Annotated in this window: 22 protein-coding genes, 2 pseudogenes and 1 riboswitch; of the genes and pseudogenes, 10 read left to right on the top strand and 14 right to left on the bottom strand. The window is 69.8% G+C overall.

Features of this window, described 5'->3' with window-relative positions; genetic code table 11:
- The first annotated feature begins 164 nt into the window (after window positions 1-164).
- Window positions 165-422 (top strand): WhiB family transcriptional regulator, encoded by a 258-nt coding sequence (locus ACWD1U_RS11920; RefSeq protein ID WP_003992873.1) that lies wholly within the window; start codon window positions 165-167, stop codon window positions 420-422.
- Window positions 423-610: 188 nt separating this feature from the next.
- Here the strand turns inward: ACWD1U_RS11920 and ACWD1U_RS11915 are convergent, their stop codons facing one another.
- Together ACWD1U_RS11915 and ACWD1U_RS11910 are read right to left on the bottom strand one after the other, a co-directional pair.
- A complete protein-coding gene (locus ACWD1U_RS11915; protein WP_451107006.1) occupies window positions 611-2,077 on the bottom strand; it encodes a sensor histidine kinase in 1,467 nt (488 codons plus the stop codon).
- Window positions 2,078-2,430: 353 nt separating this feature from the next.
- Window positions 2,431-2,580, bottom strand: a pseudogene (locus ACWD1U_RS11910) (TetR/AcrR family transcriptional regulator); the annotation flags it as partial.
- A 347-nt stretch (window positions 2,581-2,927) separates the two neighbouring features.
- Between ACWD1U_RS11910 and nagB the strand changes: the two are divergent.
- Window positions 2,928-3,713, top strand: coding sequence for a glucosamine-6-phosphate deaminase (gene nagB, locus ACWD1U_RS11905; protein ID WP_451106704.1), 786 nt, complete (start codon window positions 2,928-2,930; stop codon window positions 3,711-3,713).
- 80 nt (window positions 3,714-3,793) lie between these two features.
- The gene (locus tag ACWD1U_RS11900; protein ID WP_451106702.1) at window positions 3,794-4,000 is read left to right on the top strand and encodes a hypothetical protein; all 207 of its coding nucleotides are present in this window, start codon (window positions 3,794-3,796) and stop codon (window positions 3,998-4,000) included.
- 91 nt (window positions 4,001-4,091) lie between these two features.
- Here the strand turns inward: ACWD1U_RS11900 and ACWD1U_RS11895 are convergent, their stop codons facing one another.
- The 4 genes and pseudogenes from ACWD1U_RS11895 to ACWD1U_RS11880 all read right to left on the bottom strand — a co-directional run.
- Complete coding sequence (locus ACWD1U_RS11895) at window positions 4,092-4,634, bottom strand: hypothetical protein (RefSeq protein WP_451106700.1); 543 nt, start codon at window positions 4,632-4,634, stop codon at window positions 4,092-4,094.
- Entirely contained in the window at window positions 4,631-4,879 is a 249-nt protein-coding gene (locus ACWD1U_RS11890; protein WP_451106699.1) for a helix-turn-helix transcriptional regulator, read from the bottom strand. The genes ACWD1U_RS11895 and ACWD1U_RS11890 overlap by 4 nt, the downstream gene beginning before the upstream one ends.
- Before the next feature lie 62 nt (window positions 4,880-4,941).
- The gene (locus ACWD1U_RS11885) at window positions 4,942-6,489 is read right to left on the bottom strand and encodes a glycoside hydrolase family 3 protein (protein WP_451106697.1); all 1,548 of its coding nucleotides are present in this window, start codon (window positions 6,487-6,489) and stop codon (window positions 4,942-4,944) included.
- Between the two features lie 9 nt (window positions 6,490-6,498).
- Window positions 6,499-6,862, bottom strand: a pseudogene (locus ACWD1U_RS11880) (carbohydrate ABC transporter permease); the annotation flags it as partial.
- A 329-nt stretch (window positions 6,863-7,191) separates the two neighbouring features.
- Here ACWD1U_RS11880 and ACWD1U_RS11875 point away from each other — a divergent pair.
- From ACWD1U_RS11875 to ACWD1U_RS11845, 7 genes are all read left to right on the top strand, one after another.
- Window positions 7,192-7,956, top strand: a complete 765-nt coding sequence (locus ACWD1U_RS11875; protein ID WP_451106695.1) for a GntR family transcriptional regulator — start codon at window positions 7,192-7,194, stop codon at window positions 7,954-7,956.
- A gap of 130 nt (window positions 7,957-8,086) precedes the next feature.
- Window positions 8,087-8,353 carry a DUF3311 domain-containing protein gene (locus ACWD1U_RS11870; RefSeq protein WP_451106693.1) on the top strand — a complete coding sequence of 89 codons (267 nt, stop codon included), beginning with the start codon at window positions 8,087-8,089 and terminating at the stop codon, window positions 8,351-8,353.
- Window positions 8,350-9,978: a monocarboxylate uptake permease MctP gene (mctP, locus tag ACWD1U_RS11865; protein ID WP_451106691.1), complete on the top strand. Its 1,629-nt coding sequence runs from the start codon at window positions 8,350-8,352 to the stop codon at window positions 9,976-9,978. Before ACWD1U_RS11870 ends, mctP begins: the two co-directional genes overlap by 4 nt.
- Before the next feature lie 72 nt (window positions 9,979-10,050).
- Complete coding sequence (locus tag ACWD1U_RS11860) at window positions 10,051-10,557, top strand: GNAT family N-acetyltransferase (RefSeq protein ID WP_451106689.1); 507 nt, start codon at window positions 10,051-10,053, stop codon at window positions 10,555-10,557.
- A gap of 15 nt (window positions 10,558-10,572) precedes the next feature.
- Window positions 10,573-10,734: riboswitch (cobalamin riboswitch) on the top strand.
- Between the two features lie 124 nt (window positions 10,735-10,858).
- Window positions 10,859-13,216 (top strand): ribonucleoside-diphosphate reductase subunit alpha, encoded by a 2,358-nt coding sequence (locus ACWD1U_RS11855; RefSeq protein WP_451106688.1) that lies wholly within the window; start codon window positions 10,859-10,861, stop codon window positions 13,214-13,216.
- A gap of 56 nt (window positions 13,217-13,272) precedes the next feature.
- Window positions 13,273-14,277, top strand: a complete 1,005-nt coding sequence (locus tag ACWD1U_RS11850) for a ribonucleotide-diphosphate reductase subunit beta (protein WP_451106687.1) — start codon at window positions 13,273-13,275, stop codon at window positions 14,275-14,277.
- A 248-nt stretch (window positions 14,278-14,525) separates the two neighbouring features.
- A complete protein-coding gene (locus tag ACWD1U_RS11845; protein WP_451106686.1) occupies window positions 14,526-15,488 on the top strand; it encodes a helix-turn-helix domain-containing protein in 963 nt (320 codons plus the stop codon).
- A gap of 14 nt (window positions 15,489-15,502) precedes the next feature.
- Here the strand turns inward: ACWD1U_RS11845 and ACWD1U_RS11840 are convergent, their stop codons facing one another.
- The 8 genes from ACWD1U_RS11840 to sigR all read right to left on the bottom strand — a co-directional run bounded on the left by ACWD1U_RS11840 (window position 15,503) and on the right by sigR (window position 23,857).
- Window positions 15,503-16,873, bottom strand: a complete 1,371-nt coding sequence (locus ACWD1U_RS11840) for a bifunctional albaflavenone monooxygenase/terpene synthase (protein ID WP_451106684.1) — start codon at window positions 16,871-16,873, stop codon at window positions 15,503-15,505.
- Window positions 16,870-17,955 carry an epi-isozizaene synthase gene (gene cyc1, locus ACWD1U_RS11835; RefSeq protein WP_451106682.1) on the bottom strand — a complete coding sequence of 362 codons (1,086 nt, stop codon included), beginning with the start codon at window positions 17,953-17,955 and terminating at the stop codon, window positions 16,870-16,872. Before cyc1 ends, ACWD1U_RS11840 begins: the two co-directional genes overlap by 4 nt.
- A gap of 294 nt (window positions 17,956-18,249) precedes the next feature.
- Window positions 18,250-18,900, bottom strand: coding sequence for a peptide deformylase (gene def, locus ACWD1U_RS11830; RefSeq protein ID WP_451106680.1), 651 nt, complete (start codon window positions 18,898-18,900; stop codon window positions 18,250-18,252).
- A gap of 130 nt (window positions 18,901-19,030) precedes the next feature.
- Window positions 19,031-20,011, bottom strand: coding sequence for a tetratricopeptide repeat protein (locus ACWD1U_RS11825; protein ID WP_451107005.1), 981 nt, complete (start codon window positions 20,009-20,011; stop codon window positions 19,031-19,033).
- A gap of 117 nt (window positions 20,012-20,128) precedes the next feature.
- Window positions 20,129-21,376 carry an HD-GYP domain-containing protein gene (locus ACWD1U_RS11820; RefSeq protein ID WP_451106679.1) on the bottom strand — a complete coding sequence of 416 codons (1,248 nt, stop codon included), beginning with the start codon at window positions 21,374-21,376 and terminating at the stop codon, window positions 20,129-20,131.
- Complete coding sequence (locus ACWD1U_RS11815; RefSeq protein ID WP_451106678.1) at window positions 21,373-22,710, bottom strand: HD-GYP domain-containing protein; 1,338 nt, start codon at window positions 22,708-22,710, stop codon at window positions 21,373-21,375. Before ACWD1U_RS11815 ends, ACWD1U_RS11820 begins: the two co-directional genes overlap by 4 nt.
- Window positions 22,711-22,862: 152 nt before the next feature.
- Entirely contained in the window at window positions 22,863-23,174 is a 312-nt protein-coding gene (gene rsrA, locus ACWD1U_RS11810) for a mycothiol system anti-sigma-R factor (RefSeq protein ID WP_451106676.1), read from the bottom strand.
- Entirely contained in the window at window positions 23,171-23,857 is a 687-nt protein-coding gene (gene sigR, locus ACWD1U_RS11805; protein ID WP_451106674.1) for an RNA polymerase sigma factor SigR, read from the bottom strand. Before sigR ends, rsrA begins: the two co-directional genes overlap by 4 nt.
- Between the last annotated feature and the right edge of the window lie 2 nt (window positions 23,858-23,859).

Below are 23,859 nucleotides of genomic sequence, written 5' to 3'. Positions count from 1 at the left end.
CGGGACGGCCCGCAACATCGGCCTCCACTGATCACCAGAACCCCTCTTCAATTCACAGGACCCACGCCAGGGAACTGGCGGTCGTCCCTTCACTTGTTGAGGGATTCGTGAAAGCGTTCACATTCACAAGCACCTGCACGTAATACCAAGGAGAGGTAGCAGCCATGGACTGGCGTCACAACGCCGTTTGCCGCGAGGAAGACCCCGAGCTCTTCTTCCCCATCGGCAACACCGGTCCTGCGCTGCTGCAGATCGAGGAAGCCAAGGCCGTCTGCCGTCGCTGCCCGGTGATCGAGCAGTGTCTGCAGTGGGCGCTCGAGTCCGGCCAGGACTCCGGCGTCTGGGGTGGTCTCAGCGAGGACGAGCGCCGCGCCATGAAGCGCCGCGCCGCCCGCAACCGGGCCCGTCAGGCCTCCGCCTGACAATCCACCCCTGCTGACAGCCTGAGCTTGGCGGCGCGTACAGCGAGTACGCATCTCCCGCCCCCGAGCCGCAGCGCGCAGTTCCCCCCGATGCGCTTAGTCAAGCAGCAACGAGCTTTAGCCCCGGGCCACCTGATGGCCCGGGGCTCTATGCTGTCGTAGCTCCCTTTCGAGGGCTCCGGATGGCGCTACTTGTCCGCCCGGACCGGGATGTCCAGGATCACTCGGGTGCCGCGCTCCGGGGCCGGGACCATGTCGAAGGTGCCGCCCAACTCACCCTCCACCAAGGTCCGCACGATCTGCAGGCCGAGGTTGCCGGCGGTGTGCGGATCGAAGCCCTCCGGCAGGCCGATGCCGTCGTCCTGGACCGTGACCAGCAGTCGGGCCTCCTTGGTGGTGCCGCCGCGGACCGCCGACACCTCGACCGTGCCGGTGTCGCCCTCGCGGAAGCCGTGCTCCAGGGCGTTCTGCAAGATCTCGGTCAGCACCATCGACAGCGGGGTGGCGACCTCGGCGTCGAGGATGCCGAAGCGGCCGGTCCGCCGGCCCGTGACCTTGCCCGGGGAGATCTCCGCGACCATCGCGAGGACGCGGTCGGCGATGTCGTCGAACTCCACGCGCTCGTCCAGGTTCTGGGAGAGCGTCTCGTGCACGATCGCAATCGATCCGACGCGCCGCACCGCCTCTTCGAGGGCTTCCCGGCCGCGGTCGGATTCAATGCGCCTGGCCTGGAGGCGGAGCAGGGCCGCGACCGTCTGCAGGTTGTTCTTGACCCGGTGGTGGATCTCCCGGATCGTCGCGTCCTTGGTGATCAACTCGCGCTCGCGGCGGCGCAGTTCCGTGACGTCGCGGAGCAGGACGAGGGAACCGATGCGGGTGCCCTTGGGCTTGAGCGGGATCGCGCGGAACTGGATGACCCCGTCACTGGCCTCGATCTCGAACTCGCGCGGCGCCCAGCCACTGGCGACCTTGGCGAGCGCCTCGTCCACCGGGCCCCTCGACGGGGCGAGTTCGGCGGTGGTCTTGCCGAGGGGCTGGCCGACCAGGTCGGAGGCGAGGCCGAGCCGGTGGTAGGCGGACAGGGCGTTCGGGGAGGCGTACTGGACGATGCCGTCGGCGTCGAGCCGGATGAGACCGTCACCCACGCGGGGTGAGGCGTCCATGTCGAGCTGTTGGTTCGCGAACGGGAAGGATCCGGCCGCGATCATCTGCGCAAGGTCGGAGGCGCTCTGCAGGTAGGTGAGCTCCAGCCGGCTCGGGGTGCGCACGGTGAGGAGATTGGTGTTGCGTGCGATGACACCGAGGACGCGCCCCTCCCGCCGCACGGGGATCGACTCGACCCGTACGGGGACCTCTTCACGCCACTCGGGGTCGCCCTCGCGCACGATGCGCCCCTCGTCGTGGGCGACGTCCAGCATGGGGCGGCGGCCGCGCGGGACGAGGTGGCCCACCATGTCGTCCTGGTACGAGGTCGGGCCGGTGTTGGGCCGCATCTGGGCGACCGAGACGTACCGGGTGCCGTCGCTGGTGGGGACCCACAGGACCAGGTCGGCGAAGGAGAGGTCGGAGAGCAGCTGCCACTCCGAGACCAGCAGATGAAGCCACTCGAGATCAGTGTCGTCGAGGGCGGTGTGCTGGCGTACGAGTTCGTTCATGGAGGGCACGTGTGCGAGCGTACCCGGGGGTTTGCAGGGGCCTGAAACACCCGCGGGCCGCGGCGCCTGAGAGGGACCCTCAACCCTCCAGGCACCGCAGCCCGGAGCAGTATCGGCCGTGGGGTGTGCGGTCCCGGTCGGCCGAAGGATGAGGAGCCGGGGCAGTCAGGGCAGAGAGCCTCGGTTCCTCGGTCCGTCTTCCTGTGCGGGGAAGACGGAGCCTGGCTGCGCGCTGTGACACGCGCTCTCGCCACGCATTGTGGACTAGACCACTTGCGGGTGTCCATGCGTTGGAGGCTGTTCGTTGTTGTTAGTTCTCCGACTCTCGGACGCGTCGGCGTCCATCAGGCAGCCTAACCCGTGTGGGTTCCTGTGCGGGGCCAGATGGACATGGCAATTTCCGCGACCGCCTCCAGCTCCTCCCGGCTCGCCCCGTCCCGCGCCTGTTGTGACATGCCTTGGATCATCGCGCCGGTGTGGCGGGCCAGGGTCTCCGACGCGGTGGCGTTCCCCGGTCTCGGACGCCGGGCGGTGGGTGACCGGGAGCTGGGTGGATGCGACGGAGGGTTCTCTTGCTCAGCCATCCGGCGTCCCGGGGCTGACGTAGCCGTTCCGTCGTCCCGGTGGGGGCACTGACGTAACCGCCCCTGCACCGGGCCGGAAACGGCCACGCCCGGCCGGTGTTTGTTCACCTCCTGGAGACGTGCTCGGCACAGGGCTGCCGTCGGCCGGGGAACGGCGGCGTTCACCCTGAGAGGGAGGTCCCAGCTCTGTTAGATTGGTCTAAACCACACGACCCCTCCCGGGTCCGGTCCCAGGTGAGCATTCCTCTCAGATCGGCAGGCCCAGCGTGGAAGTTGTCATCGTTCCGGACGCCAAGGCGGGCGGCGAGCTCATCGCCGAGGCCATGGCTCAGCTGCTCCGGCGCAAGCCCGACGCCCTGCTCGGCGTGGCCACCGGCTCGACGCCGCTGCCGGTGTACGAGGCGTTGGCGGCGAAGGTGCGCTCCGGTGCAGTGGACGTGGCGCGGGCGCGGATCGCCCAGCTCGACGAGTACGTGGGGCTGCCCGCCGACCATCCGGAGTCGTACCGGTCGGTGCTGCGGCGTGAGGTGCTGGAGCCGCTCGGGATCGGGATGGACCGGTTCACGGGACCGGACGGCACGGCGCAGGACGTGCAGGGGGCGTGCGAGGCGTACGACAACGCCCTCGTGGACGCCGGGGGTGTGGACCTTCAGCTGCTCGGGATCGGGACCGACGGGCACATAGGGTTCAACGAGCCGTGCTCGTCGCTGGCGTCGCGGACGCGGATCAAGACGCTGACCGAACAGACCCGGATCGACAACGCGCGCTTCTTCGACGGGGACATCGACCAGGTGCCGCACCACGTGATCACGCAGGGCATCGGCACCATCCTGGAGGCCCGGCACCTGGTGCTGCTCGCGACCGGTGCGGGCAAGGCGGACGCGGTCGCGGCGACGGTGGAAGGGCCGGTCGCCGCGGTGTGCCCCGCGTCCGCGCTCCAGCTCCACCCGCACGCGACCGTCGTCGTCGACGAGGCCGCCGCGTCGAAGCTGAAGCTCGCGGACTACTTCCGGCACACGTACGCCAACAAGCCGGAGTGGCAGGGCATCTAGCCCCGCACTTCGCAACTCGATTCGGATGTTCCGGTTGTCGTGGTGAGGTCCGGGACTGGTGGTGTGGCGTTGGCCAAGGCGTGCGGCGCGAGCGCACGGGCTCGGACAGGGGTGCCGAGCGGGCGGAGATCACGTACGACCCCCCGGGACCCGAGACCACCAAGGTCGGTCGCCGTACGACGGGACAGCTCGTGTTCGGCGCGGTGCTCATCCTGCTGCTGGGCGGCCCTGTCCTGCTGGCCGGTGCCGCGCCCGTGGGGGTGGGGGTGGCAGCGCTGGTCATCTGACCATGTACCGGGAGCCCGAAGGGATTGCCCTCCGGGCTCTCTCCGCTGTGGGGGCAGCCAGATCCGGATCAGCGCTCTGCGAGGTACCGGTCTAGCGGCCGAGGGCCCCGGTGTCGACCTCGTCTTCGGCCGGTTCGTCCTGGGCGCGCCAACCTGCCACCCACAGGGGCATCATCCAGTGGACGACGAGGACGGCGACGAGCAGGGGTCCGGCATAGGCCTTCGGGGCGTCACCCTCGACTCCGCCCGTGATCAGCAGCACGACGGCCGCGGTGGCCAGGAGCAGGGTCGTCACGCGGTGGGCCCGGGCCAGGACGCGGGTGCGTTCGGCGGACTGGCGCTCGTCCAGGACCTGTTCGCGCAGTTCCAGCAGGCCTCGGGTGGCGCCGTTGATTACGCCGGTGGCGACCATCCAGGGCAGCAGCGGCACCGCCATCACGGCGGCGGGCCACAGGGGCTCGCCCTTGGCGAGGAAGAAGTGGGTCATCAGCCCGCCGATGGCCACGGTGAGGGTGACGTGCGCGGCGACGGCCAGGCGGCGGCGCGCCGCCGTGGCGTACCAGGCCGCTACCCGGCGGTCGTTCATCAGCCGCAGCATCCCCCGGTCGTAGCGGGTCAGGCGTGTCGTCGTCATGGCTTGTTCCTCCCGTAGACCTCGTCCGTGAGCGGCCGGAACGGTTCGAGGGAGAACAGGGCCTCGACCGGCAGACCGAAGAACTTCGAGATCTTCAGCGCCAGGTCGAGGCTCGGGTTGTACTGCCCCCGCTCGATGTAGCCGATGGTCTGGTAGTGGGCTCCCACTGCCTCGGCCAGGCTCTGGCGCGACACCTTCCGTTCGGCGCGCACCACGGCCAACCTGTTGTGCACCTGCTCGCTCATGTATAAGAAGTACTACATTCGAATGCAGCCTTACAACCCGCAATGCCAACTGCGGCCATGCCCTATCCGCCTTGGAGGCCCGTGATTCCGGCGATCACCTCGGCGGCCGCCCGGCCGCAGACGCGGGCCGCGCCGTGGGTGGCGATGTGCAGGGCGCCGCGGGGGGCGGCCTGGGGGACGCCCATCTCGACGACGAGGGTGTCGGGGCGGGTCGCCAGCAGGGTGTCGAGGGCGGCTGCCATCCAGGGGTGGCGGTGCTCGTCGCGGACGACGGCGACGATGCGCCGCCGCCCGGCTGCCTGAAGGGCCGCCCGGCCGGCCTCTTCCCCGGCTTCGCTCTCCTTGCCGTCCTCGGTGGAGAAGCTTCCGGTCACCGTGCCGGGCAGGAGGTGGATCAGCTCTGCGGCGACGCCCCACGGGGTCTCGTCGCCGACCGCGATGTTGGCGACGGGGGTGAGGGCGGCGACGTAGGGCGGTTCGGTGAGGGGCCTGAAGGTGGCGGGGTCGCCGAGGCCGGGCGCGGCGGTCACCGTCAGGGCGCGACGGGCGGCGTGCAGGCCGATCTCGGTGCCGTGGGTGCTCTCTGGCGAGCGGCTCGCCGTGCCCGCCCAGCGGGCCAGGGTCCGGACCCGGTCGGCCGCGTCGGCCAGGCGTTCCTCGGGGAGTTCCCCGGTGCGTACGGCAGCGACCAGGGCGTCTCGCAGGCGCAGCACGGTCGCGTCGTCGGCCAGTCCGCCGCCCACGCAGATCGCGTCGGCGCCCGCGGCGATGGCGAGGACGCTGCCGCGTTCGATGCCGTAGGTGCCCGCGATGGCCCGCATCTCCATGCCGTCGGTGACGATGAGGCCGTCGTAGCCGAGGTCGCCGCGGAGCAGGCCGGTGAGGATGCGCCGGGAGAGCGTGGCCGGACGGTCGGGATCCAGGGCCGGGACCAGGATGTGGGCGCTCATGACGGCCCGGGTGCCGGCGGCGATGGCGGCGCGGAAGGGGGTCAGTTCGCGGTCGGCCAGCACCTCGGCGGAGACGTCGATGCACGGCAGGGCGTGGTGGGAGTCGACGGCCGTGTCGCCGTGGCCAGGGAAGTGCTTGGTGCAGGCGGCGACTCCGGCCGACTGCAGACCCGTCACATAGGCGGCGGTGTGCCGGGCGGCCAGCCCCGTGTCGGCGCCGAAGGAGCGGACGCCGATCACCGGGTTGCGCGGGTCGGAGTTGACGTCGGCGGAGGGGGCCCAGTCGAGGTTCACCCCGCAGGCGGCGAGGCGGCGGCCCAGTTCGTGGGCGACCTGCTCGGTCAGCTCCACGTCGTCGACCGCGCCGAGCGCGTGGTTGCCCGGGAAGGAGGAGCCGGTGCGCACCTCGAGGCGGGTCACGTCACCGCCCTCCTCGTCGATCGCGACAAGGACGTCGTCGCGTTCGGCGCGCAGTTGTGCGGTCAGGGCGGCCAGTTGGCGCGCAGAGGCGATGTTGCGGCCGAACAGCCCGACGGAGGCGAGGCCCTCACCGATGCGGCGCAGCAGCCAGTCGGGGGCGGTGGTGCCGGTGAAGCCGGGCTGGAGGACGGTCAGGGCGTCGCGGGTGAGTGTGTCGGTGCCGCCGGCGAGTGTCGTCATCGGTTGGGGTCATCCCTTCACGGCGCCCGCGGTCAGGCCCGCGGCCGTCTTGCGCTGGACGAGGAGGGAGAGGGCGACGATCGGCACGGCCATCATCGTGGCTTGGGCCGTCATCGGGGCGTATTCGGTGCCGTGCTTGGTGGTGAGGTTACCGAGCCGGACGGTCGCGGTCTGGTACTGCCGGCTGAGCAGCATCAGGGCGTAGAGGTATTCGTTCCAGGCCTGGATGAAGCCGTGGACCGAGGTGGCGACCATGCCGGGGGTCAGGAGCGGGAAGACGACCCGGAGGAAGGCGCCCGTGCGGGAAACAGCCGTCGACCATGGCCGCTTCCTCCAGTTCCTTCGGCATGTTCACGATGAAGCCGATCGCGGTTGTCAGTTTGCGCTTCACGCCACCCTCCTCAGGGATCCCACGAGCCTCTGTTCCCCGCAGTGATCGAGGGGCCGATCCTGGACCAAAGGTTTAGACCAGCGTGGGGAGCCTGGACCAGACCAGGGGCGGCGTCAAGGGTTACGAGAGGGTCCTGACCAGCCGTTATGCGACCTACATATGCAGGATCCTTTAAAGAAGAAGCCAGCGAAAAGCCCGGCAGGCACGGCATACTGCGGGTAGACCACAGGGAACGGTGGACTAGACCAAAAGAGGCGCCGACGGTATACAAGTGGGATCGTGTCGGCAGACCGGAGCCGGGAAGGCGGAGCATGAGCACCGACGTCAGCAGTGCGGAGAACGAGACCGGGGTGCCCGTCCGTACCGCACGCGTGCCCAAGTACTACCGCCTGAAGAAGCACCTGCTGGACATGACCGAGACGCAGGCGCCCGGCACTCCGGTGCCGCCCGAGCGCACGCTGGCGGCGGAGTTCGACACCTCGCGCACGACCGTGCGCCAGGCGCTGCAGGAGCTGGTGGTCGAGGGCCGGCTGGAGCGCATCCAGGGCAAGGGCACGTTCGTCGCAAAGCCGAAGGTCTCGCAGGCGCTGCAACTGACCTCGTACACGGAGGACATGCGGGCCCAGGGCCTCGAACCCACCTCGCAGCTGTTGGACATCGGCTACATCACCGCCGACGACCGCCTGGCCGGCCTGCTGGACATCACGCCCGGCGGTCGGGTGCTGCGCATCGAGCGGCTGCGCATGGCCAACGGCGAGCCGATGGCCATCGAGACCACCCACCTGAGCGCGAAGCGCTTCCCCGCCCTGCGCCGGTCCCTGGTGAAGTACACGTCCCTCTACACCGCGCTCGCCGAGGTCTACGACGTCCATCTCGCGGAGGCCGAGGAGACCATCGAGACGTCCCTGGCCACCCCGCGCGAGGCCGGCCTGCTCGGCACGGACGTCGGCCTGCCGATGCTGATGCTGTCCCGGCACTCGGTGGACCGGGAAGGGCAGCCGGTGGAGTGGGTGCGGTCGGTGTACCGGGGGGACCGGTACAAGTTCGTGGCGCGGCTGAAGCGCCCCCAGGAGTAGCGGACCGGCAGCGGAGTCGTCGATTTCTTTTGGGTACCGCATTACGGACGAGGGGTTCCGTTTTCGCCACACCCTGACCTAGATTGCCTGCGCATTACACAGGTGATCACTGAGGGGACGGAGCCGCCTGATGTCGCAAGCCTCAGAAGCCAGTAGAGGGCCGGTGGTGACGCCCGTGCGCGTCGTCATCGCCGTCTGCCTCATAGCGCCCTTCGTGGCCATGCTGTGGGTCGGCTCGTACGCGAAGACCGACCCGGCCTTCATCGGGATCCCGTTCTTCTACTGGTACCAGATGGCGTGGGTGCTGATCTCCACCGCGCTGACCATGATCGCCTACAAGCTGTGGCAGCGTGACCAGCGCGCCCGCTCGGCCTCGAAGGGCGGTGCGTCGGAGTGAAGGACGGCGTGAACGGCGTCGCACTCGCCGTCTTCATCTTCTTCTTCCTGGCCGTCACGGTCATGGGCTTCCTGGCCGCGCGCTGGCGCAAGGCCGAGAACGAGCACAGCCTCGACGAATGGGGCCTGGGCGGACGGTCGTTCGGCACCTGGATCACCTGGTTCCTGCTCGGCGGCGACCTGTACACGGCGTACACCTTCGTGGCCGTCCCGGCGGCGATCTACGCGGCGGGCGCGGCCGGCTTCTTCGCGGTGCCGTACACGATCCTGGTCTACCCGCTGATCTTCACCTTCCTCCCCCGCCTGTGGTCGGTGTCCCACAAGCACGGGTACGTGACGACGTCCGACTTCGTGCGCGGCCGGTTCGGCTCGAAGGGCCTGTCACTGGCGGTGGCGCTGACCGGCATCCTGGCGACGATGCCGTACATCGCGCTCCAGCTGGTCGGTATCCAGGCCGTGCTGGACGTGATGGGGGTCGGCGGCGGCGAGAACACCAACTGGTTCATCAAGGACCTGCCGCTGCTGATCGCGTTCGGTGTGCTGGCGGCGTACACGTACTCGTCGGGTCTGCGGGCGCCCGCGCTGATCGCGTTCGTGAAGGACACGCTGATCTACATCGTCATCGCGGTGGCGATCATCTACATCCCGATCAAGCTGGGCGGTTTCGACGAGATCTTCGCCAAGGCGGGTGACGCGTACAGCCAGACGAACCCGGCGACGGGTGCGCCGCGCGGTGCGCTGGTCCCGCCGGAGGCGGGCCAGTGGACGTACGCGACGCTGGCATTGGGCTCCGCGCTCGCGCTGTTCATGTACCCGCACTCCATCACGGCGACGCTGTCCTCCAAGAGCCGTGAGGTGATCCGCCGCAACACCACGATCCTGCCGCTGTACTCGCTGATGCTGGGCCTGCTCGCGCTGCTCGGCTTCATGGCGATCGCGGCCGGGATCAAGGTGCAGAACGGGCAGCTGGCGATCCCGCAGCTGTTCGAGACGATGTTCCCGGACTGGTTCGCCGGTGTGGCGTTCGCGGCGATCGGCATCGGCGCGCTGGTGCCGGCGGCCATCATGTCCATCGCGGCCGCGAACCTCTTCACCCGCAACATCTACAAGGACTTCATCAAGCCGGACGCCACGCCCGCGCAGGAGACCAAGGTCTCCAAGCTGGTCTCCCTGCTGGTGAAGGTGGGCGCACTGGCCTTCGTCCTCACCATGGACAAGACGGTCGCCATCAACTTCCAGCTCCTCGGCGGCATCTGGATCCTGCAGACCTTCCCGGCTCTGGTCGGCGGCCTGTTCACGCGCTGGTTCCACCGCTGGGCCCTGCTCGCGGGCTGGGCGGTCGGCATGGTCTACGGCACGGTCGCCGCGTACGGCGTGGCCTCCCCGACCCAGAAGCACTTCGGCGGCTCCTCCAAGGAGATCCCGGGCATCGGCGAGATCGGCTACATCGGCCTCACGGCGTTCGTCCTGAACGTGGTCGTGACGGTGGTCCTGACCTTCGTCCTCAGGGCCCTCAAGGCCCCCGACGGCATCGACGAGACGAGGCCGGAGGACTACACGGCGGACGCGGGCGACCCGGGCGTCCAGGTGGAGCTTCCGCCGGCGACGGCGGGCTCCTCGCACTGAGTCGTACGTGACGACGGGCCGCCGGTGAGAAACCGGCGGCCCGTCGTCATACCCGTCCCGCACACTCAAACCATGGACATCCTCATCCGGCGAGTGAAGCCCACCGAGTACGACGCCCTCGGCGAGATCACCGCCCAGGCCTACCTCAAGGACGGCCTCCTCGACTTCGGTGAGAGCGACTGGTACCTCGGCGAACTCAAGGACGTGGCCAGGCGGGCCGCCGCCGCGGACGTACTGGTGGCCACCCGGGGCGAACACCTCCTCGGCGGCGTGACCGTCGTCCCCTCCGGCGGCCCCATGGCCGACATCGCCCTGCCCGGGGAGGCCGAGATACGGATGCTCGCCGTCGCCCAGGAGGCCCGCGGCCGCGGCCTCGGAGAGGCCCTCGTCCGCGCCTGCGTCGACCGCGCCCGTGCGACGGACGGCTGCGTCCGCGTCGTCCTGTCGACGCAGCGCACCATGCACTCCGCCCACCGCATCTACGAACGTCTCGGCTTCGTCCGCGTCCCGGAGCGCGACTGGAACCCGATCCCGGAGCTCGACGACATCACTCTCCTTACCTACGAGTTGACGCTATGAAACCGTCGCGACACTACATCTAGGGGTGCTGTCGCCACCCGGCACAAGATGTATGCTCATGCTCGCTGTCGCCGCAGGGGAATCCGGTGCGAATCCGGAACTGTCCCGCAACGGTGTACTTGTGCATGTTCGTGCACAGGAGTCAGTCCGAGGACCTGCCGACAGCGCACCCGGCCGCCCGGCCGGTGTGCCTGACGTCCGGGCCTCGTGGAATGGGCCGGTGGACGCGACGCCGCGTGCGCTCGTGTGCTGCCGCCCGCCACTCGACGAGGCCCCCGTGCCGAGCGAGGGAGAGCCCCACGTGACCATCGCGCCAGCGGAACCGGTCTCAGCCGCCGAAGAAGAGCACGACGCGCCCGGTGCCGCGCTGCTGCGGACCCTGACCGAGCTGACCGCCGACCTCCCCGACGCCGAGCCCGGCCGGGTCGCCGCCGCCGCGCTGCGCGGCCGGTCCGCGCGGGCCGACGAGTCGGAGTTGCGCGAGCTGGCGACGGAGGCGGCCGCCGGCCTCATCTCCGAGGATCCCGCCTACTCCCGGCTGGCCGCGCGCCTGCTGACGATCGGCATCCGCGCCGAGGCCGCCTCGCAGGGCGTCACGTGCTTCACCGAGTCCGTCGCGGTCGGGCACCGGGAGGGCCTCATCGCCGACCGGACCGCCGAGTTCGTGCACCTCCACGCCGCCCGTCTCGACGCCCTGATCGACACGGCCGCCGACGACCGCTTCGAGTACTTCGGCCTGCGTACGCTCCACAGCCGCTACCTGCTCCGGCACCCGCTCACCCGCAAGGTCGTCGAAACGCCCCAGCACTTCATGCTGCGGGTGGCCGCGGGGCTCGCCGAGGACGACACCACCCGGGCCCTCGACGAGGTCGCCGCGCTCTACCGGCTCATGAGCCGGCTCGACTACCTCCCCTCCTCCCCCACCCTCTTCAACTCCGGCACGCGGCACCCCCAGATGTCGTCCTGCTACCTCCTCGACTCCCCCAAGGACGAGCTGGACTCCATCTACGACCGGTACCACCAGGTGGCCCGGCTGTCGAAGCACGCCGGCGGCATCGGCATCGCGTACTCCCGCATCCGCGCCCGGGGTTCGCTGATCCGCGGCACCAACGGCCACTCCAACGGCATCGTCCCGTTCCTGAAGACCCTCGACGCCTCGGTCGCCGCCGTGAACCAGGGCGGCCGCCGCAAGGGCGCCGCCGCCGTCTACCTGGAGACCTGGCACTCCGACATCGAGGAGTTCCTGGAGCTGCGGGACAACACCGGCGAGGACGCCCGCCGCACGCACAACCTGAACCTGGCGCACTGGATCCCGGACGAGTTCATGCGCCGCGTGAACGCCGACGCGCCGTGGTCGCTGTTCTCCCCCGCGGACGCGCCCGAGCTCGTCGACCTGTGGGGCGAGGAGTTCGACACCGCGTACCGGGCGGCCGAGGCGAAGGGCCTGGCGAAGAAGACGCTGCCCGCCCGCGAGTTGTACGGCCGCATGATGCGCACTCTCGCGCAGACCGGCAACGGCTGGATGACCTTCAAGGACACCGCCAACCGCACCGCCAACCAGACGGCCGAGCCCGGTCACGTCGTGCACTCCTCCAACCTCTGCACGGAGATCCTGGAGGTCACCAGCGACGGGGAGACAGCGGTCTGCAACCTGGGCTCGGTCAACCTCGGCGCGCTCGTCGACCAGGCCGGCGAGGACATCGACTGGGAGCGGCTGGACGAGACAGTCCGTACGGCCGTCACGTTCCTCGACCGGGTCGTGGACATCAACTTCTATCCGACCGAGCAGGCGGGCCGCTCCAACGCCCGCTGGCGTCCGGTCGGCCTCGGCGCGATGGGTCTGCAGGACGTCTTCTTCAAGCTGCGCCTTCCCTTCGACTCGCCAGAGGCCAAGGCGCTCTCCACGCGCATCGCCGAGCGCATCATGCTCGCCGCCTACGAGGCCTCCGCCGACCTCGCCGAGCGCAACGGCCCGTTGCCGGCCTGGGAGAAGACCCGTACGGCCAAGGGGGTGCTCCACCCCGACCACTACGACGTGGAACTGACCTGGCCGGAGCGCTGGGCCGCCCTGCGCGAGCGCATCGCCGCGACCGGCATGCGCAACTCCCTGCTCCTCGCCATCGCCCCGACGGCCACGATCGCCTCGATCGCGGGCGTGTACGAGTGCATCGAGCCGCAGGTGTCCAACCTGTTCAAGCGCGAGACCCTGTCCGGTGAGTTCCTCCAGGTCAACTCCTGCCTGGTGGACGAGCTGAAACGGCTCGGCGTGTGGGACGCCCGCAGCCGGGAGGCCCTGCGCGAGGCGAACGGCTCGGTGCAGGACTTCGCCTGGATCCCCGAGGACGTACGGAAGCTGTACCGCACGGCGTGGGAGATCCCGCAGCGCGGCCTGATCGACATGGCGGCGGCCAGGACCCCGTTCCTGGACCAGTCCCAGTCCCTGAACCTCTTCCTGGAGACGCCGACCATCGGCAAGCTCTCCTCGATGTACGCCTACGCCTGGAAGTCCGGGCTGAAGACCACGTACTACCTGCGCTCGCGCCCGGCGACCCGCATCGCCCGCGCGGCCCAGGCCACCGTCCCCGTGCAGCAGCCGGCGCCGGAAGACGCCGTCGCCTGCTCCCTGGAGAACCCCGAGTCCTGCGAGGCCTGCCAGTAATTCCCACCCGCCACCCGACCGCCACCCCTGGAGGACGGCGCTTCGCGCCGACTGTTATGACTCAGAACCTTCTCGACCCCGGCTTCGAGCTGACTCTGCGCCCCATGCGCTACCCGGACTTCTACGAGCGCTACCGGGACGCCATCAAGAACACCTGGACCGTGGAGGAGGTCGACCTCCACTCGGACGTCACCGACCTCGCCAAGCTGTCACCCGCGGAGCAGCACCTGATCGGCCGTCTGGTGGCCTTCTTCGCGACGGGTGACTCGATCGTCGCGAACAACCTCGTGCTGACCCTCTACAAGCACATCAACTCCCCCGAGGCGCGGCTGTATCTGAGCCGGCAGCTCTTCGAGGAGGCCGTCCACGTCCAGTTCTATCTGACGCTCCTGGACACCTACCTCCCCGACCACGACGACCGGGCGGCGGCCTTCGCGGCCGTCGAGAACATCCCCTCCATCCGCGAGAAGGCCGGGTTCTGCTTCAAGTGGATGGACTCGGTCGACCAGCTCGACCGGCTGGAGACGCAGGCCGACCGCCGACGCTTCCTGCTGAACCTGATCTGCTTCGCCGCGTGCATCGAGGGCCTGTTCTTCTACGGCGCCTTCGCGTACGTCTACTGGTTCCGCAGCCGGGGCCTGCTGCATGGCCTCGCGACCGGCACCAACTGGGTGTTCCGCGACGAGACGATGCACATGTCCTTCGCCTTCGACGTGGTCGACACCGTCCGCAAGGAGGAGCCGGAGCTCTTCGACGACCGGCTGCGGCAGGAGGTGACCGACATGCTCCGTGAGGCCGTCGAGGCCGAGCTGCAGTTCGCGCGCGACCTGTGCGGTGACGGCCTCCCGGGCATGAACACCGAGTCGATGCGGCAGTACCTGGAGTGCGTCGCCGACCAGCGGCTCACCCGCCTGGGCTTCGCTCCGGTGTACGGCTCCGAGAACCCCTTCTCCTTCATGGAGCTCCAGGGGGTTCAGGAGCTGACCAACTTCTTCGAGCGGCGGCCCTCCGCGTACCAGGTGGCGGTGGAGGGCACCGTCGACCTGGACGAGGACTTCTGAGCCGGCACGCCTTCGCGGGTCCCCTGGGCCTCCCTGATCTGACGGTCGACGCGCCGGTCGCGCAGGATACCGATCACTGACGGGAGGACCAGGAGGACCAGCATCCCGAGGACGAAGATCATTGCGATGAGTGTCTGTACCTGGTTCGTGTCCATGGACACCACTGTCGCGCCGATGACTCCTTACCGTCAGTGGCAGTACTGTCATAGACCCTCGAATTACTGCCACTGACGAGGCACACTGGAGACATGCTCCAGAACGTGACCGTCGTCCTCCTCGACGGCGTGAACCCCTTCGAACTCGGTGTGGTGTGCGAGGTCTTCGGCACCGACCGCAGCGACGACGGCCTGCCGGTCTACGACTTCGCCGTGGCCTCGGCCGAGGGCCCGGCCCTGCGCACGAACACGGGCTTCTCGCTGAACGTCGAGCACGGCCTGGAGCGGCTGGAGACGGCCGACCTGATCGCCGTGCCCGCCGGGCACCGCTACGAGACCCGGGACTTCCCGCCGGAGCTGCTGGACGCCCTGCGGCACGGGGTCGAGCACGGTGCCCGGGTGCTCAGCGTCTGCTCCGGCGTCTTCGTGCTGGCCGCGGCGGGGCTGCTGGACGACCGCCGCTGCGCCACGCACTGGCGGCACGCGGACGCCCTCGCCCGGCGGTACCCGCGGATCACCGTCGAGCCGGACGTGCTCTACGTCGACGAGGACCCGGTGATCACCTCCGCCGGCACGGCCGCCGGTATCGACGCCTGCCTCCACCTGGTCCGCAAGGAGCAGGGCTCGGAGGTCGCCAACAAGATCGCCCGGCGGATGGTGGTGCCCCCGCACCGCGACGGCGGCCAGGCCCAGTACATCGAGCGCCCGCTGCCGCACTCCGAGGCCGACACGATCGGTGAGGTGCTGGCCTGGATGGAGCGCCACCTGGACCAGGAGGTGACCGTCGAGCAGCTGGCCGCCCGCGCCCTGATGTCCCCGCGGACGTTCGCCCGCCGCTTCCAGCAGGAGACGGGTACGACTCCCTACCGCTGGGTCCTGCGCCAGCGTGTACTGCTGGCGCAGCGGCTGCTGGAGGCGACGGACGAGACGATGGACGCGATCGCCGGTCGAACGGGGTTCGGTAACGCGGCCACGCTGCGCCACCACTTCGTCCGGGCGGTCGGGACGACGCCGAACGCCTACCGGCGGACGTTCAGGGGCCCCGAAGCGGCCTGACGATCAGCGGGCGGTCACCTCGGCACCGGCCGCAGCAGCAGGTCGTGCGGCCGGAGGGTGATCCCGACGCGGGTGCCGTCCTTCGAACCGGGAACCTGCTCGAAGCGGTACTTGGCGGCCAGCGCCGCCGTGATCAGGGTCAGCAGGGCCATCGAGAAGTGATCGCTCGGGCACTTGCGATTGCCCACGCCGAACGGGCTCATGGCGTGCTTCGGGATGTCCTTGATCCGGTCCGGAAGCCAGCGGTCGGGGTCGAACTCCAGATTCCGGTCGTACGACTTAGCATCGCGCTGGATCGCGTACGGGCTGTAGACGATGTCCGCCCCGGCCGGAATCCGGTATCCGCCGAGTTCCGTGTCCCGTACCGCCCGGCGCGTCAGAATCCAGACCGCGGGGCTCAAACGCATGCACTCGACGACGACATTGTTGGTGTGCCTGAGGGCTCGGACGTCCGCGAATGCCACCGGCCGCCCACCGGTGACCGCTTGCACTTCGTCGCGCACCCGGTCCGCGTGATCAGGGTGTTCCGCGAGCATATGCAGAAGCCACATGATCGTGGAGGCGATGGTTTCACTGCCGGGGGTGAGGATCGCGACGACCTGATCGTGGATCTCCTGTTCCCCGATGGGGTCACCATTCTCATCCTTCGCCTCCAGCAATGCCGTCAGCAAATCGTCCGGCTTTTGACCGGATGCGCGGCGCTCGGTCACGATCTCGTCGACCAGGAGATGCAAATCGGCCAAAGCCCGGTTGAATTCGCGGTTGGCCGGGAACGGCAGCCGGTAGAGCGGCCCGAGCGGGACGACCATGCGCCGGTACATCCCGCGGAAGACGGTGGCGAGGGCGACGCACAGCCGTTCCGCCCGCTCGTCCATGTAGTCACCGCGCAGCAGGCAGCGGGCCGCGACGCGCACGGCCACCCGGAAGGACTCGGACGTGCAGTCGATGGTCTCGCCGGGCTTCCAGCGCTCGGTGAAGGCGTGCGCCTCCTCCTCCATGATCGGCCCGTAGGCGGGGATGGCGTCGAGCCGGAAGGCGGGCTGGATGGTGCGTCGCTGGCGGCGGTGGCGCGGGCCGTTCGCCGTGGCCACGCCCTCCTTGCCGAGCAGGCCCTCCAGGGACTCCCACAGCGGCCCGGCGATGATGAAGTCGTTGCTCAGCGCGAGGGCGCCGGTGAGGGCCGGGGTGGTGACGGCGTAGACCGTCTTCGGTCCGAGTTTCAGGCGGACCACGTCGCCGTGGTCGCGCAGCCGGGACATGAACGCCAGCGGGTCGCTCACCAGCTTCCAGCCGTGGCCGAGGACGGGGACCCCGCCGCCCGCCCGGGGCGGCTCGTGCGGCTCCGGAGCCAGAGGGGTTTCCGGCTTCACAGACTCGACGGTCATTTCTCACCTGCCGCTTCGTTGTTGACGTACGGGGGCGTGGACCGGTCGTCCCAGCTGTCGACCATGTACCGGCCGGACTCGTGGTGGAACCAGTAGACGGAACTGAACCAATTCCGCATATTGCTCAGGCAGGCCCGCACGGCGACGCTCAGTTCCTTTCCCCGCACGGTGCCGTCCGCCAGGTCGTCGGCGAAACGTAAGGCTTCCTGTTCGACGTCGATGAATTCCGTGATGCATTCCTCGACACGCCGCCTCACTTCGACGACCGCCTGTTCCAACGTCAGCCCCTCATGGATGATGAGACTGATTCCGAGATTATGCACCTCGTCGCCCGCTATTTCCTTGGGAAGCGAGCAGAGGTCGTTGTACCAGGCGGCGAATTCCTGACTCAGGAGCGCCGCCCGGCGGAATGCCGGGTACTTTCTGACCGAGTCGGGGAGTTCGCACCCCGCCGTCGGCTCCAGCAGGTCCGTCCATATCCAGTGCGCGAAGGTGAGCCGGCGCAACCGGAGGTATTCCTCGACCGTCGGCACGATTCCGTGTGTGCGGTTGTGGAACTCCTGGTCGTACGCGTCGATCACCGCGTGGAAGTGCCGGGCGAACCGGAGGTTCCACGTCTGGGGCAGGAACGCGTACAGCCGTTGCACGCTGTCCGCGAGCCCGGCGACCAGCGGGTCCTCGTGGTGCAGGTACTCTCCCGGGGAATCGAGCGCCGAGTGCAGCCGGTCCTTCAGTTGCCGCCAGGCGGTCGGACGGCCGTGCACGATGTCGCGGTCGTGACGGTCGTCCCAGACGAAGAACCAGGCGCTGTAATCCGCGATCGCCTGCATGACCTCGTCGGGGGCGCCGATGTAGTACCCCGCCATGAGGTCGGTGTAGCACAGGCCATCGGCATATTCCTCCACCTTCTCCGCGGGCATGAGCCGCTTTTCGAGCAGCCAGGCTCGGGTCTCCTCCTGGCACTTGGGCCAATACGGGTGGAGTTGCCGCGGAAACGCCGCCTCGATCACCGGGAGAGAGAGCGACGGTGGAACCGCGATCGCGACCGGTGTCGATGTGGTGCCGTGTGACAAAGCATGCACGAACTAACCCCTCTCAGCCGCCAGTTGGCGCGGGCGCCCCTCCCTTCGTGCCGGGCGTGCGCCGTTGCATACCCCGCTCGTCTCATTCAGCACTACAACTGACCGTTCTGGGAACGTATTTGCTTCATTCGCTACCCCACACTGCCTGGGACCTCCCGTTGTGTGGCGGGTGTCGGATCACCAGGCGAGCAGAAACGATCGAACGTGTGACGGGCAGGCGAACGGCACAGACGAACGGCGCCTGTTCGGGTGGGGAACCCGGACAGACGCCGTGCGCCTGGTGAGGCTGAGGTCTCAGTCGTTGGCCACCACGGGGTAGCGCGGCTCGTTCTCGGCCATCTGCCGCAGGGCGTCCTTGCGTTCCCGCTTGGAGAGCCGGTCGATGTACAGGTAGCCGTACAGGTGGTCGGTCTCGTGCTGCAAACACCGTGCGAAGTATCCGGTGCCGCGCACCTTGATCGGATTGCCCTTCTCGTCCTGCCCCGTCACCTCGGCGTAGTCGGGCCGGGCGAGCGGCGCGTACGCGGTGGGCACCGACAGACAGCCCTCGTTGCTGTCGTCCAGACGGCGCTTGTCGGCGGGCAGTTCGACGAGCCTGGGGTTGCAGACGACGCCGGTGTGCCGGACGCCCTCGTCGTCCGGGCAGTCGTAGACGAAGACCTTGGCGTCGACGCCGATCTGGTTGGCGGCCAGGCCCACTCCCTCGGCGGTGCGCTGGCTGGCGAACATGTCCGCGACGAGCTGCTGGAACTCCTCGCCGAAGTCGGTGACGTCCTTGCACTCCTTGTGCAGCACCGGGTTCCCGACCACCGTGATCGGCCGCGAGGTCCCCCGCTCCCGCCAGGCAGCCTCGCGCTCCTCGCAGTCCTCCGTGTCGATCACGTACCCCTCGTCATCCACGGGGAGCACGCCCGCGTGCTGCTGATCGGTGTCCTGCTGAGCCATGACGTTACGTACGCCTTCCTGAAACAAACCGGGCTGAGATGCTGATACAGGTTACGCGGGTGTCGGAGCCCCTTTCGGGGGCGCGGGAACTGCGCGAGCAACCACGACGGAGCCGCACCCGGCAACGTACCTAGCAGACCTCTTCGAGGTCCCGCCAGTCACGAGAATCCGGGCTGTCGGCCACCCACCCGTCCAGCACCCCCCTCACGAGGGAAGCCGGCGCAGCCAACCCGCACTCCCGCTCCGGCACCCAGAGTTGCCCGTCCGTCCGATGCCCCAGCGGCCCGGGATGCCCCGGCTCACTGTGATCATGCGGATCCAGGTGCTCCCCGTCACCCTCGTCGGACGGCATCCGGGACTCCGAGCACATCCGGCACAGCAAGCGCACCGACGACGACCAGTCCTCCGCGGCGAACCCGGCGTCCGAGGCGAGCTGCTCCAGCGCGTCCCGGTCCGCCTCCGTCGCCGCCTCCAGCAGCACCACCCACGTCGGCACGGGAGACGGCGCCCACAACTCGATCTCGTCGAACACCGGGTACGTGTGCCCGGCGGCCGTGGTCCGCTCCCCGTGCGGCACGCCGTCGTGCAGGACGACCTCACCCCAGCGCCGTCCGGACGACGGCAGCGGAATGGACAGCACCTCGATCCGCGCGGGGTCCAGACGCCGGCCCCACACGACCTCGGCCTCCCCCTCCGGGGACAGCCGTACGGCCGCGCTGCCGAGGTCCATGCCGACGGGCTCACCGGCGTCGTTGGCCGCCCCCGGCATCCGCAGCCCGTAGGCCTGCCAGGCGCGCCGGGCCAGCGGCCAGTCCTGCAGCGCGGTCGCGGCGATGCCGACGTTCCACCAGTCGGGCGCACCGGCGTCCTTGTCCAACAGGGCCACCGCCCTCAGACCCGCCGCCCGCGCCTGCTCCCAGTCGTGCCGGAACTTGTGCAGCAGCGCCAGGTTGAACCAGGACTCGGAAAGCCAGGGCTCCAGATCGGCGGCACGTGTCAACAGTGCGCCCGCGTCCTCGTACCGGCCGTCGCCGATCAGTGTGAACGCCCGGTCCGTGGCCTGCCGCCAGGAGGCGGAGGGCCGGTGCCGTCCCTTGCCGAAGATCCTCACGATTCCCGCCTGCCAGTTCCGTGCGGTGGGCTGGCCGTAGCTGTGTTTCGAGCCCCCGGACACCTTCTCCTTCGCATCCAACCACGTACGGCCTCGGGGGCGCTCATTACCCATGGGTTACCCAGCCACGGGCAGCGTCAGACTGCTCCTTGCCAATACCCGGGCCAGTGATTCCACCACCTCCGGCGCATACGTACCGGCGGTGGCGAGCCGGAGTTCCTCCAGCGCCGTCAGCGGCCCGCCGGGCCCTCCTTCCCGGGACTTCTCCTCGTACGCGTTCACGGCCCGGACGATTCGCGCGGCGAGTGGCTGCTCGGCGTAGGGGTCGGCCTGCCGCTCCACCACCACGGCGACCGCCTCGTCGACGCCGGTCTGCCGTACGACGGCCCCGCCGAGCAGCGCGATCCGCCGCTGTTCCGCCGCCGGCAGGCCGGCGGTGGCGCCCGCGGGCACCGGGTCGACGAGGCTCAGCTGCCCGATGTCGTGCATGAGCGCGGCGTATTCCAGCACGGCCAGCTCGGGCTCGGTGAGGCCCAGGTCACGCCCGACCGCCTGGCTGAGTGCGGCGACACGGCGGGCGTGCCCACAGGAGGTGTATCCGGCGACCTCGGTGGCCCGGGCGAGGGAGGCGATGGTCTGCCGGTAGGTCGCCCGGACGGCGGCGTAGCGCCGGAACGACATCTGGGCGAGCAGCAGCGGCACGGAGAAGACGGGCAGCGCCCACAGGCCCACGACGGCGACCGCCAGCGCCATCACCGCCCCGGTCGCGATGACGGCGGACCCGATGCCGCACACGGCCCGCAGTTCGTCCCGCAGCACCGCCCCGAAGGGCCAGCCGGTGCGGGAGTGGGCCAGGGCGGCGGCGAGCAACGCGTCGCACAGCGCGGTCAGGGACAGCAGCGCGAGCAGCAGCAGCGCGTAGGCGGGACCGCCCCAGCCGTCGAACATGCCCCGGGTGTACGGCGGCTGGAAGCACACGGCGACGAATCCGACGGTGAGCACGCGGCGCGCCAGGTGGTCGAGCGTGGGTCCCTGGCCGCGGGCGACGTGCGGCACGCTGCCGAGCAGGGAGGCGGCCAGGACCACGGCGACGCCCTGGGCGAGGCCGTGGTGCGTGGCCCGACCGCCGGCCTCGCCGAGCAGTGCGTAGGACAGGGCCGCGGCGGCCCCGAGCGGTGCCGGTTCCCGGACCTGCGCGTCGTTGCGCCGGGCGAGCTCCCCGACGGCGACGAGGATGCCGAAGGCCAGGGCGACGCGGCGTTCCTCCAGCCCGCTGTAGAGGGTGGCGGCGAGGGAGCCGGCGGCGAGGAGCGCGGCACAGGTGTGGACGAGGGTGAGGAGCCGCGGCTGCCGGTGCGCGCTCACCGGTGCGCTCCCGGCCGCCTGGAGACGGGCGCGCCGAGCGGGGGGACGCGAGGCGTGCGCACCTCCTCGTCGTCGGCGGTCACCGCGGGATGCCATCCCGTCCGACCGACGGCCTCGACGAGGGCCGCGACCATCACCGGGTCGAACTGGCTGCCGGCGCACCGCTCCAGCTCCGCCAGGGCCACCGCGACGGGCCGGGCCCTGCTGTAGCTCCGGGTGGACGTCATGGCGTCGAAGGCGTCGGCGACCGCCACCACCCGTGCGGACTCGGGGATCTGACGACCCATCAGGCCGTACGGGTAGCCGCTGCCGTCGAGCCGTTCGTGGTGGTGCAGCACTGCGGCGCGGGCCTCGCCGAGGAAGCCGATGCCGCGCACCATCTCGTGCCCGTACTCGGGATGCAGCTCGATCACCCGCCGCTCCTCGGGCGTCAGCGGCCCGTCCTTCCTGAGCAGCCGGGTCGGAACGCCGAGCTTGCCCACGTCGTGCAGGATCCCGGCGAAGCGGAGCACTTCGACGCGCTCGTCGTCCATGCCCAGCTCGCGGGCGATCATCATGGAGGCCTGCCCGACGCGCTCGCTGTGCCCGCGGGTGTACCCGTCCTTGATGTCGACGGCCTGCACCAGCGCCCGGATGGTCGCCTGGTGGGCGGCGCGTTCCCGGTGGTACTGCGCGAACGCCCACCACGAGACGCACATGGGCAGCAGCACGAGCAGCGCGGCCACGGGCCCGTACGGGCTGCGCCACAGGACGGCCATCATCAGCCCGGCGAGCCCGTGCACGGCGATCGGCGCGAGCGAGCGCGCCACCATCCCCCGCCAGGCCCGCCGCACCGGCACCCGCTCGGCCACGGCCAGGATTCCGCCGTCGAGCACCGCGAGGACCAGGCAGAACGCCAGCGCGGCCGCCCCGGCCGGTCCGAGCGCGTAGGGGACGTCACCGGCGAGGACCGCGTCCCGGCCGCCGAGCGCCCCGTGCACCTTGCCCGCGGCCCATACGCCGAGGACGAGCTGGGCGGCCCGCCAGATCCGCCGCAGCGCCACGGGCCGGTGTTCGACCTGCGAGAGCAGCGCGCCGGGCACGGCCACCAGCGCGGCGGCGGGCGCGGGCAGCAGGAAGGCACCCGCGAGCAGCACGGGGTAGAAGGTCCCGGCCGGGTGGGAGATGCCCACGAACCGCGACCGGGCGACGCGCTCGCAGCCGGCGTACAGCAGGGCGAGCAGCGCGACCGCCCACCAGGGTGTGCGGACGCCCGCCGGGGGCAGCAGGCAGACCAGGGCGCCGCCGACGACGCAGGCGACGTACGCATGTACCCGTGCCGGTACCGCTTCCATCAGCCCCTCCCCGGCCATCTCCGTCAGGCCCGGAGCCTAGGGCGGCGGAAAGGGGATCCGCGGGCCGAGAACCCGCGGATTCGCACGTTCGAGTGACGTGTTCGAGGGTGACTACCCCGGCAGGGGCGGGGTAGGCGGAAGGAGGGGGAGTGTCAGGACTCCCGCGGCGCGGCGGGCGAGGCCGTGATGTCCTGCTCGGGGACGGCCTGGCCGGAGCGGATCAGCTCGATCCGCCCCATGACCTTGTCCCGCAGGTCGCCCGGCACGTCGTCATGCCCGCAACAGCGCTTGACCAGCTTCTTCACGGCCTGCTCGAGGCCGTACTTCTCGAGACAGGGCGAGCACTCCTCGAAGTGGTGCTCGAACTTCACGCAATCCGAGTCCGGCATCTCACGGTCGAGGAACTCGTAGAGATGATCGAGGATTTCGCTGCAATCCGTCTCGTGCGGCTCTCCGCAGCTCATGACCCCGAGCCTTTCGCTTCGTTCGACTCTCCGGCGCCGGCCGGGACCATCCCCCGCTCACGGGCGTAGTCCTCCAGCATGCCGCGCAGCTGACGGCGGCCCCGGTGCAGCCGGGACATCACCGTACCGATGGGTGTCCCCATGATGTCGGCGATCTCCTTGTAGGCAAAGCCCTCGACATCCGCCAGGTAGACGGCGATGCGAAACTCCTCGGGGATCGCCTGGAGCGCTTCCTTCACATCCGAGTCGGGCAGGTGGTCGAGCGCCTGCGACTCCGCGGAGCGCAAGCCCGTCGACATGTGCGACTCGGCGCGGGCGAGCTGCCAGTCCTCGATCTCCTCGGCCGCGGAGCGCTGCGGTTCGCGCTGCTTCTTGCGGTACGAGTTGATGAAGGTGTTGGTGAGGATCCGGTACAGCCACGCCTTGAGGTTGGTGCCCTCGCGGAACTGGTGGAAGGACGCGTACGCCTTGGCGTACGTCTCCTGCACCAGGTCCTCGGCGTCGGCCGGGTTGCGCGTCATGCGCAGCGCGGCCGAGTACATCTGGTCGAGGAACTCGAGCGCGTCCCGCTCGAAGCGCGCGCTGCGCTCGGCGGTCGTCTCAGCGCCCGTGCCGCCCTGGCCCTCGGGCTGCTCCGCCTGGCCGTTTTCGGTCCCTGCGTCGGTCCCAGTGACCGGACCCACCT

The organism is Streptomyces sp. NPDC002788, assembly GCF_053592115.1.
Note: the sequence above shows the minus strand (reverse complement) of the source record. Positions and strands in the feature narration are given on the sequence as shown.

Coding starts and splice junctions, on each gene's coding strand:
- ACWD1U_RS11920 (WP_003992873.1), top strand. CDS start 165: ATGGACTGGCGTCACAACGCCGTTTGCCGCGAGGAAGACCCCGAGCTC.
- ACWD1U_RS11915 (WP_451107006.1), bottom strand. CDS start 2,077: ATGAACGAACTCGTACGCCAGCACACCGCCCTCGACGACACTGATCTC.
- ACWD1U_RS11895 (WP_451106700.1), bottom strand. CDS start 4,634: ATGACGACGACACGCCTGACCCGCTACGACCGGGGGATGCTGCGGCTG.
- ACWD1U_RS11890 (WP_451106699.1), bottom strand. CDS start 4,879: ATGAGCGAGCAGGTGCACAACAGGTTGGCCGTGGTGCGCGCCGAACGG.
- ACWD1U_RS11885 (WP_451106697.1), bottom strand. CDS start 6,489: ATGACGACACTCGCCGGCGGCACCGACACACTCACCCGCGACGCCCTG.
- ACWD1U_RS11875 (WP_451106695.1), top strand. CDS start 7,192: ATGAGCACCGACGTCAGCAGTGCGGAGAACGAGACCGGGGTGCCCGTC.
- ACWD1U_RS11870 (WP_451106693.1), top strand. CDS start 8,087: ATGTCGCAAGCCTCAGAAGCCAGTAGAGGGCCGGTGGTGACGCCCGTG.
- ACWD1U_RS11860 (WP_451106689.1), top strand. CDS start 10,051: ATGGACATCCTCATCCGGCGAGTGAAGCCCACCGAGTACGACGCCCTC.
- ACWD1U_RS11850 (WP_451106687.1), top strand. CDS start 13,273: ATGACTCAGAACCTTCTCGACCCCGGCTTCGAGCTGACTCTGCGCCCC.
- ACWD1U_RS11845 (WP_451106686.1), top strand. CDS start 14,526: ATGCTCCAGAACGTGACCGTCGTCCTCCTCGACGGCGTGAACCCCTTC.
- ACWD1U_RS11840 (WP_451106684.1), bottom strand. CDS start 16,873: ATGACCGTCGAGTCTGTGAAGCCGGAAACCCCTCTGGCTCCGGAGCCG.
- def (WP_451106680.1), bottom strand. CDS start 18,900: ATGGCTCAGCAGGACACCGATCAGCAGCACGCGGGCGTGCTCCCCGTG.
- ACWD1U_RS11815 (WP_451106678.1), bottom strand. CDS start 22,710: ATGGAAGCGGTACCGGCACGGGTACATGCGTACGTCGCCTGCGTCGTC.
- rsrA (WP_451106676.1), bottom strand. CDS start 23,174: ATGAGCTGCGGAGAGCCGCACGAGACGGATTGCAGCGAAATCCTCGAT.